General features: G+C 75.5%; 1 protein-coding gene. It reads right to left on the reverse strand.

Translation table 11 applies throughout. The features are described 5' to 3' along the window. Positions 1 to 9,834 (reverse strand): SDR family NAD(P)-dependent oxidoreductase (locus tag GVN67_RS25795; protein WP_160000189.1); only part of this gene is annotated, 9,834 nt, incomplete at both ends.

Below are 9,834 nucleotides of genomic sequence, written 5' to 3' on the forward strand. Positions count from 1 at the left end.
GGCAAAGGCGGGCGGGGGGCGTCGCGGGGGCGGTGTCCGGCGCCGGGTCCCAAAGCGCGGTCCAGGCCTCCAGCGCCGGCAGCGCGAGCGGCGGCGGGCCGGCACGCCGCGCCTCGAAGCCGAGCAGCGACGCCTGGGCCTCGCCAGCGGCATCGACCAGGGTCAGGTCCAGGCGGATCGACCCGGGCCCGGCCTCGCGACGGCGGCCGAGCACGCGGGTCACGCGTTCGGCGCGGCCGGTGATAGAAAACTGCGCCAGGGCCGAGGGCAGATAGGGGCCGCCGGCGCCATCCTCGGGCAGCAAAGCGAAGGTCAGCTGGAAGGCGGCATCCAGCAGCGCGGCCCAATCCGGGGCGCCAGCCAGATTGGCCTCGGCGCAGCCCTCGCCGCGCCGGATTTTTGTCAGTTGCCGGAAGCGGCCGCGATAGGCGGCGCCGGCGGCTTCCAGCAGGGCATAGGCGGCCTCGCCCTCGATCGCCGTGGGGCAATCGCCGGCGAGCTCGGTTGCGGACGCGGGGGTGCCACGGCGGCCCTCGGCGAAGACGTCCCCGGCGGCGTTCTGCAGCGTGAAGCCCTCGGCCGTGGTCGCCAGGACCAGGCCGGCGGCGAGGGCGGCCTCGTCCACCGGGCGGCGGAACCGCGCCTCCGTGAGAGCCGCCCCGCCCAGCGCCCGCAGCCCGAGCAGCAGCAGCAGCGCCCCGGGGATCAGGGCACGGCCCTGGACGCGGTGCTCGGCCAGGATCGGCGCGGTGGGCGCGACCTGCAGCGCGCGGTGGCCCTCGGCATCGGGTGCTGCGAGGATGACGCCCTCGGGCAAGGCGAGCGGCGCGGCGGGGCGGGTCAGCTTCACCCAGCAATGCCGCGGGTCGAAAGGATAGGTCGGCAGCGAGACCACCGGCCACACCCCCGGCGCCAGCCGGTCCCAATCCGGCGTCGCGGTGCCGGCGACCCAGTGCTCGGCCAGCGTCGGCAACGGGGCAGCGGGGTCGGCGAGGGTGGCCGCCGCGCGGCGGACCTCGCCGGCGAAAGGCGCTTCGCCGGTGGCGATGGCCTCCAGCACCGCCAGGGCCTCGTCGCGGGTGGCAACGATGGCGGCGGCGCGGTGGCGCAGCGGCTCGCGCCCCGCCTGCAGGGTGCGGGCCATCCCGGCCAGATCGGCGCCGTCACGGCGCAGCCAGGCGGCCAGGTCACGCGCATGCTGCTTCAGCGCCGGTGCCGTCGCGGCCGAGAGCGGCAGCAGCATCGCGCCGGTCGTGGGCAGGGCGGCGGCGACGGGCGGGGCTTCCTCCACCACCAGATGCACATTCGACCCGCCGGCGCCGAAGGAGCTGATGCCGGCGCGGCGCGGCTGCCCGGGCGTCGCCGGCCAGGGGGCCAGCGTCCGCTGCACGGTGAGCGGTGTCGAGGCCAGGCTCAGATCGGGGTTCAGCACCGCGGCATGCAGGCTGGGGGCCAGGGTCGCGTGGCGCAGCTGCAGCACCAGCTTGGTCAGCCCGGCGATGCCGGCGGCGGCCTCCAGATGGCCGATGGCGGATTTCACCGAGCCGATCGGCAAGCTCCCCGCCGCGCGGCCGGCGAAGGCGCGCGACAGGCCAGCGACCTCGACCGGGTCGCCCAAAGCGGTGCCGGTGCCATGCGCCTCGATATAGGAGATGCTGTCGGGCGGGGTGTTGGCGCGGGCCAGGGCCTCGGCCACCAGCGCGCCCTGCGCCGCGGGGTCGGGCACGGTGAAGCCGCCGCTGCGGCCGCCATGGTTCAGCGCGCTGCCGCGGATCACCGCATGGATGCGGTCGCCGTCGCGCAGCGCCGCCGCCAGCGGCTTCAGCAGCAGGGCGCCGACGCCTTCTCCTGGCACGTAGCCATCGCCGCCCTCGCCAAAGCTGCGGCAGCGGCCGTCGGAGGCCGCGAAGCCCGATTTGGACAGGATCCAGTGCCGGCTGGGATGCAGGATCAGGTTGACGCCGCCGGCCAGGGCCAGCTCGCACTCGCCGGCGCGGATCGCCTGGCAGGCGGCATGCACCGCGGTCAGCGAGGCCGAGCAGGCGCTGTCCACCGCCATGCTGGGCCCATGCAGGTCGAGCGCCCAGGACACCCGGTTGGCGATGCCCCAATAGGCCGATTGCGGCCCGATGAGGTTGCCGCGCGCCGCTTCCTCCGGGCCGAACAGCGCATAGTCGCCAGCCATGACGCCGACGAAGACGCCGCCGCGCCGCGCCTTGGGGTCGGTCGAGCCGCGGAACAGCTCCGTGCGGCTGCGCCCGGCATCCTCCAGCGCCGCCCAGCAGGTCTCCAGGAATTTTCGCGCCTGGGGGTCGAGGCTTTCGGCCTCCACGGGAGAAATGCCGAAGAAGCGGGCGTCGAATTCGGCGACGCCCTCGATGAAGCCGCCCCATTTGGCGTAGCTGGTCTCGATGCGCTCGCGGTCGGGGTCGTAGAAACCCTCCAGCGGCCAGCGGTCCGCCGGGATTTCCTCGATGCAGTCGCGGCCGGCTTTCAGATTGTCCCAGAAGGCGTCGAGGTCGCGCGCCTTGGGGTAGCGCCCGGCCATGCCGATGATGGCGATCTCTTGTCCGTCGCTCACAGTCGCGACGGCGGGGGCTTTCGGCGCCGGGGGGGCGTGGTCGCGGGCGATGCGCTGGGCCAGCTCGCGCAGGGTGCGGTGCTCGAAGAACAGCGTCTTCGACACCTGGCCGAGCTCCGCCTCCAGCCGCGCGTTCAGCCGCATGATGCCGATGGAATCGAGGCCGTATTCCTCGAGCCGCTCCTCCGGGTCGAGGCGGCCGGGGGGCAGCTGCAGCACCTCCTCCAGCAGCGCGCCGAGCCATTTTTCTGTCTCGTCCGGGTCGCGGGGTTCAGCAGCGGTGGCGGGCTGCGCCGGGGCGAGGATGGTGCCCAGCCGCGCCGTGTCGCCATGCAGCAGCGTCACCCGCGGCAGCCGCGCGGCCAAAGCGGCGTCGAGCTGGCGCAGCCCCTCGGCCACCGGCATCGGCCGCAGCCCCAGCTGGCGGCCGAGCTCGGCCACCACCGCGGCCGGGGGCTGCATGCCGCCTTCCTGCCACAGCGGCCAGTCGATCGCCTGGGTCAGCCCCTGGCGCCGGCCGGCATCGACCAGCGCCTGGCGCGCCTCGGCCAGCCCGCCGAGATAGCCATTGGCGGCGGCATAGGCGGCCTGCCCCGGCGCCCCCAGCGGCGCCGCCGTCGAGGAGAACATCAGGAAGAAATCGAGGGGATCGCCGGCGGTGAGCTGGTCCAGCGCGACCGCCCCCTGGGCCTTGGCGGCCAGCACGGCGTCGAAATCGGCTGGCGCCTGCCGCGCCACCCGCGCGTCGCGCAGCAGCCCGGCGGCATGGGCGACGCCGCTCAGCGGTCCCGCCTTACGGATTTCCGTCAGCGCCGCGCGCAAGGAAGCCGGATCGGCAAGATCGGCCACGACATGCGCGACCTGCGCGCCGATCTGCCGCATCGTTGCCTGCTGCGTGGCATCCGGCGCGTGGCGGGACAACAGGAAGATACGGCCGGCCCCGGCCTCCACCAGATGCCGCGCCAGGCGCAGCCCGAGCCCGCCCAGCCCGCCGGTGATCAGCCAATGGCTGCCGGGCTTCTGCCAGCTCGCTTTGCCGGTGGCCGTCAGCGTCACCGGCTGCATCTGGCGCTTCTGCCGGACGCTGTCCTGAACACGGATCTCCTCGACGCCAGACCAATCGTCGGCCAGCTCGGCGGCGATGGCCTCGGGGGAGGCGTCGTGCAGGACACGTCCCTGCAGGCGGCTGTCCTCGCCAGAAAGGCTGCGCAGGAAGGCCGCGGCGGCGGCGCCGGCCGGGCTGCCCCCGGCGCGGTCCAGCACCAGCAGGCGCAGCGACGGCACCTCGGCGCGGGCGAGCGCCGCGCGGGCCAGCAGGAAGAGCGGGCGCAGCACCGCCTCCACCCCGCTGCCGGCCAGCGCCAGGGCCAGGGTGGCCGCGGGCGCGGCTTCGGCGGCATCGACCAGGATGGCCAGCGGGCGGCCGTCCAGATGCGCCTCCAGCAGCCGCGCGGCCTCCTCGGGCGAGGCGATGGCGTCGGGGCTGGCGATGGCCACGCCCGGCAGCGCGCTCCGCGCCGAGACCAGCAGCCGGGCGCCGTTCCAGGCCGCGCCGGGGGCGAGCGGCGCCGCGACCCAGCCGGGCTGCCAGGCCAGGGTGCCGGCGGGCGCGGCGCCGGGCAGGCGGCGCGCGGCCAGGCCCTGCAGCCGCGCCAGCATCGCGCCGTCGCTATCCAGCAAAGCAATGTCGAAGATCGGGTCGCCCTCGCCGGGGCGCAGCACCGCATGGGCCCGCAGCGTGGCGCCGGCTTCGGGGGTGGCGAAAACCTCGAGCCCGGCGAGGCCGGCCGGCACATAGGTCTCCCCGCTGGCGCCGGCGCCGAGGCCCAGCGCGGCGGCGGCCTGCAGCGCGGCATCCAGCACGGCGGCCAGGCGATGCTCGGTGGCGGGGGTCTGCAGCGTGGCGATGGTTTCTGCGGTGCCGCGCTTCAAGGTTTGAAGCAGTCGCAGGCCGGGGCCGTAATCCAGCCCGGTGGCGCGAAAGGCGTCGTAGATGGCGCCGACGTCCAGTGTCTCGGCGCAGCGGGCTTCGATGGCGGTGAGGTCGATCGGGGCGGGCGTTGGCGTCGCGTCGAAGACGGCGGTGGCGCGGGCGAAGAGGCGGGTGCCGCCGGCTTCGACCAGGCGGCAGGCCAGGCGGTCGCCGTTCATTGGCTCGGCCTGCAGGTCGAGGGGCGTGCCGGCCTCGACCGGCGCCAGCCAGGCGATGTCCTGCAGGCGCGGCGCGCTGCCGGGGCGAGCGCCAAGCGCGGCCTCGCGCAGCAGGGTTAGCGCCGCGGTGCCGGGCAGCAGCGGGCGGCCCTGGACGACATGCTCGCGCAGCAGGGGGTGGTCGGCGATGCGCGGCGCGGCGTCACGGGCGCCGGCCATGGGATCGAAGCCCCAGTAGCGCTCGCGCAGGAACGGATGGCCGGGCAGGTCCAGCGCGCGGCGGCGGCCATCGGCCAGCGTCGTCCAGTCGATGGCAGCGCCGGATTCATGCAGCGCCGCCAGGGCCTGCAGGTCGCTGTTCGTCGCCGGCTCGCCGCGTTGCCAGTTCGCGGCGATGCGGGCGCTGGGATCTTCGGTGGCGCCGTTTGCAGCCGGCCGGGAAGCGGCGGCGCGCAGCAAGGCCGGCACCGCGCCGATCCTGTCGGCCACCACCGCGCGGCGATGCCGGAAATGGCCGCGGCGGCAGGCCAGGTGATGCGCCAGATCGGCGAGATCGATGTCGGGCGCGGCCTCGATCGCGGATGCCAGCTCCTGCAGCGCCACGGACAAGGCCGCCGCGCTGCGCGCCGAGACCGGCAGCACGCGGCCGCCGGGCGCGGCGGGCGACAACGCCGCGGCCGAGGGCGCTTCCTCCACCACCACATGCCCGTTGGTGCCGCTGAACCCGAAGGAGGACACCGCCGCGCGCCGTGGCCCGCCATCCGTCGGCGCGATCCAGTCACGCAGCGCCGTGTTGACGAAGAAGGGGCTGGCCGCGAAGTCGATATGCGGATTGGGCGCGGAAAAATTTAGGCTGGGCGGCAGGGCGCGGTGGCGCAGCGCCAGCACCGCCTTGGCGACGCCCGCCATGCCGGCGGCGGCCATGGTGTGGCCGATATTGGTCTTCACCGAGCCCAGCGCGCAGAAATTGCCGGAGGGCACGTCGAAGGCGCGGAAGGCGTCGGTCAGGGCCGCCACCTCGATCGGGTCGCCGAGCTTTGTGCCCGTGCCATGCGCCTCGACCAGCCCGATGCTGGCGGGGGAGATGCCGGCGCGGCGATAGACGGCGGTCTCCAGCGCGGTCTGCGAGGTGGCGCTGGGCGCGGTCAGCCCGCTGGTGCGGCCATCCTGGTTGACGCCGCTGCCGCGGATCACGGCATGGATGCGGTCGCCCTCGGCCAATGCGGCGGCCAGCGGCTTCAGCACCAGGCAGGCGACGGCCTCGCCGGGGACGAAGCCGTCGGCGGCCGCGTCGAAGCTGTGGCAGCGCCCGGTGGGCGAGGCCATGCCCGCATCGGCCAGATAGGAAAAAAGATGCGGCGACAGGATGTTGCAGGAGACGCCGGCGGCCAGCGCCAGCCGGCTCTCGCCGCGGCGCAGCGATTCACAGGCGAGATGCAGCGCCACCAGCGAGGAGGAGCAGCCGGTATCCACCGGCAGGCATGGCCCCTGCAGGTCGAGCAGGTAGGAAAGCCGCGCCGAGAGGATGGCGACCGACCCGCCCAGCGTCTGCAGCGCCGGCGGCGCCGCGGCGGCATTGTAGTTGCTGGCCGAGACGCCGACGAAGACGCCGCAGTCCTGGCCCGCCAGACGCTGCGGCGGCAGGCCGGCATCTTCCAGCGCGCGCCAGCCGGATTCCAGCAGCAGGCGCTGCTGCGGCTCCATCGCCTCAGCCTCGGCGGGGGAGATGCCGAAGAAGAGCGGGTCGAAGCGGTCGTGATCTTCCAGCAGCGCCGCCCAGCGGGTGCCGAGCTCCTTCGGCAACTCGAAGCGGTCGAGCAGCCGCACCGCATGCCGGCCATCCCGCAGCATGTCCCAAAAGGCAGCCAGATCGGGCGCCCCGGGGAAACGGCCGGCCATGCCGATGATGGCGATGGCGTCGTCGGCGGGCGGTTTCGGTTCTTCGATCGCCAGCACAGGCTCTTCCGTGGCCGGTGCTGCATCGGGGAACGCGGAAGAAATGTGCCGGGCCAGCGCCTCGACCGAGCCGAAATTATACAGGTCGGTCGAGCGCAGCGCGATGCCGAGCCGCGCATTCAGCGCCTCGGCGATCTGCGGCGCGACGATGGAATCGACGCCGATCTCGCCGAAGGGGGCATCGGCCTCGATGCGGGCGGCGGGCAGCTCCAGCGCGGCGCCGACCTGCTCGGCGATTATTTTTTCGAGAGGGATATCGGCGCGGCGGGTTGCAGCGGCGGCGACCACCCGCGGCTTCGGCGCAACGACGGCGGGCAAAGCGCGCGGCCGGGCGAGGCGCGCCAGCAGCAGCGCATGCGCGGGCGTCGGGCCATCCTCGGCGGGCACGGCTTGCAGGCCCGAGAAACCGGCCTCGCGCAGGGCGATGCCCCAGCCTTCCAGGTCGAGCAGCGGCGCATGCGGCAGGCGGCGGTGCGTGTCGCGCGACAGCCACCAGCCGTCCAGCAGGCCGAAGGTCAGGGTGGCCAGGTCGTCGCGGCGCGTCGTCTCGTTCAGCAGCAGCAGCCCGCCCGGGCGCAGCAGCGCCGCCGCCTGGGCGAGGGACGTCGCGATCTCCGGCGTCGCATGCAGCACGTCGCTGGCGATGACCAAGTCGGCCTGGCCCGGCGCCACCCCCTGCGGCCCCGGCGGCCGGGTGATGTCCAGCACCGCCAGCCGCAGCCCGGGCCGCTCGCCCAGCGCCGCGCGCAGCGGCGCCAGCAGCCCGGGGGAGAGCTCGGTGCACAGGTAGTCGGCGGTCAGCCCGGCGGCGTCGAGCGCGTCCAGCGCCGGCGCCGTGCTGGCCCCGGTGCCGGCGCCGATCTCCAGGATGCGCAGCCGCGCCGGCGCGCGGGCCCGGGCCAGGGCGACGACGGCCGCCGCCAGCATGGCGTTGCAGGCGGAAAGCGCCGGCTGGTGCCGGTACAGCGGCGCCACCAACGCCGTGCTGCCGCCGGGGAACAGCACCTCGGCGGCGCGGGTGGTGCCGGCCAGGATGCCGGGCAAAGCGCCAAGCCCCGTTTCCAACAGGATCAACGCCGCTTCCAGCGCCGCGGCGGCCTCGCCGGTCGCGGCGGCGCGCATCGCGGCGACCCGGGTGGCCATGGGGGCGGCGGGGGTGGCGCGGGCCAGGATATCGGCCAGCGCCGCGGCGAGCGGGGCGCGCTCCGGCGGCACGGGCAGGGTGCCGTCCCAGCGCTCGGCCAGGCTGGCGCGGGCATGCGCCTCCATGGCCTCGTGCAGCGCCGGGTCGGTGGCGGGCAGGCCTGCGCCGGCGGCGCGGGCGACGGCGGCCAGCGTCGCGGGCGCCGCGGCATCGGCCGCGCCCAGCGCCGCCCAGCCGGCGGGGGACAGCGCGGCATGGACGATCTGTGGCGCGTCGCTGGCCAGCAGCCCGGCCAGGGCAGCGGCGCTGGCGGCGGCGTCCTGGGTGAAGCAGCCGGCCTCGGCCAGGCGGGCGACCATGCCAGGGTTCAGCGCCGGGTCGGCCCACAGCCCCCAATGGATCACCCGCGCGCCCTGGGCCTGGGCGAAGGCGGCCTCGAAGCAGCAGGCGCTGGCATAGGCGCCCTGGCCCTCGATGCCGGGGAAGCCGGCGAAGGCGCCGATCGACGAGAACACCAGCAGCGAGGGGTTGCCCGGCCGCCCGCGCAGCGCCGCCGCCAGCGCCGCGAGCCCTTCGACCTTGGGGCGCAGGGCGGCGCGGAACTCGGCCTCCGGCAGGCGGTCGGTGCGGCCGAAGACCGGATCGACCACCGCCTGGATGACGCCCCGCAGCGGGCCGTTTTTCTGTTCTGTCGCCGCCAGCGCGCCAGCGATGGCGCCAGCGTCGGCGACATCGGCGGCGAGATAGTCGGCGCCCTCGCCGAGCTCGGCCAGGATTTGCTGCCGCCCGGCATCGAGCGGCGCGCGCCCGACCAGCGTCACCCGCGCGCCCTGGGCCAGCAGCGCCCGGCTGACGGCGCGGCCGACCCGGCCCATGCCGCCGACCACCATCCAGGCGCCGTCCAGCGGCCGTGGCGTCGCGGCGGCCAGCGGCTGCCATTGCCGCAGCCAGCGTTGCCCGTCGCGCAGCGCCACGGCCTCGCCGAGCGGGCTGCCGGGGTCGCGCGCCAGGGTTTCCACCGGCGGCGGCGCGGCCGGGTCGATGTCGAGGATCACCACCTGCCAGGCCGGGAATTCGGCGGCGACGGCCTTGGCCAGGCCTTCCAGCGCGGCGGCGCCGGGGTTGGGGCGCTCGGCGGCGGTGACGCGCTGGGCGCCGCCGGTCAGGATGCGCAGCCGCAGCGGCGCCGCCTCGAAGCCGGCTTGGACCAGGGCGCGCACCATCTGCTGCAGCGCCAGGGTGGCGGCGGGCTCCGGCGTTTCCGCCAGCGCCGTGACCCAGAGGCAGGGCGCTGCCGGGCCGAGCGTTCGGATAACCGCTGCGGCTTCCTCGGGCGCCACGACGGGTGCCGTGATGCCGGGCAACAAAGCGCGATCGGCCACGGAGGCGACCAGCAGGTCCGGCCAGGCGGGGGCGGTGGGGAAGCCGTCTTCGATAATCCAGGCGGGGCGCATCGCCTGGGGCGCCGGCAGCGCGGCGGGCATCGCCGCCGGGCGCAGCGCCAGCCCCTGCCAGCGCTGGAACGGCGTGCCCGCGACATCGAGCAGCAGCAGCGCGACGGTGTCGGCATCGGCGGGCTCGGCCAGGATCCAGGCCTCGCCGGTCGGCGGTGGGCCGAAAATCTCGAGGCGGTCGAGGCTGGCGGGATAGCGCAGCACGGGCGCCTGGCCGGCCGCCTCGGCCGCGGCGCCGAGCAGGGCGACGGCGGCCTGGATCGCGGCATCCGACAGCCGCGGCGGGATACCAGCTTCGCCCGTGGCCAGGGTGACCCGCGCCAGCGCCCGGCCCGGCGCCAGCCAGAGATGCGCGAAGCCTGGGAAGCTCGGGCCCAGATGCAGCGCCGCGCTGTCGCGCGGCAGGCTGTCCGGGTCGATCTCGCGCGTCGCGGCCTGGCGGATAGCGGTCAGGTCGATGGCGGCCGGGGTGGCGCCGGCGGGGCCGTGGCGCCACGGGCCAAGCGCGCGGCATCCGGCCGGCGAAGCTGCGCGACGATCCCGGCGCG

This window comes from Roseomonas sp. 18066 (assembly GCF_902706185.1).
GTDB lineage: Bacteria > Pseudomonadota > Alphaproteobacteria > Acetobacterales > Acetobacteraceae > Pseudoroseomonas.